Annotated in this window: 1 protein-coding gene; it reads right to left on the bottom strand. The window is 68.2% G+C overall.

What is annotated here, in order from left to right; all coding sequences use genetic code 11:
- Window positions 1-214 (bottom strand): hypothetical protein (locus IF89_RS40475; protein ID WP_043195258.1); only part of this gene is annotated, 214 nt, incomplete at both ends.

Below are 214 nucleotides of genomic sequence, written 5' to 3'. Positions count from 1 at the left end.
TACCAGGCGTCCCTCGCCGTCGTAGGTGTAGGTGATGAGGGTGTTCTTCTTGGCGTCCGCGTCGTCGCGGGCGCCTTCCCAGATGCCGGTGGCCCGGTTCAGGGCGTCGTACTCGGTCTGCCGGACGGTGGTGGCCCCGCTGGCGTCGGTGACCGCGGAGGAGAGCAGCAGCCCGGTGTCCTCATCGTAGGTATACGCGGTCGTGGAGACGGTG

This window comes from Streptomyces sp. NRRL F-2664 (assembly GCF_000719345.1).
GTDB lineage: Bacteria > Actinomycetota > Actinomycetes > Streptomycetales > Streptomycetaceae > Streptomyces.
The sequence above is the reverse complement of the archived record's forward strand: the minus strand, read 5'-3'. Positions and strand labels throughout refer to the sequence as shown.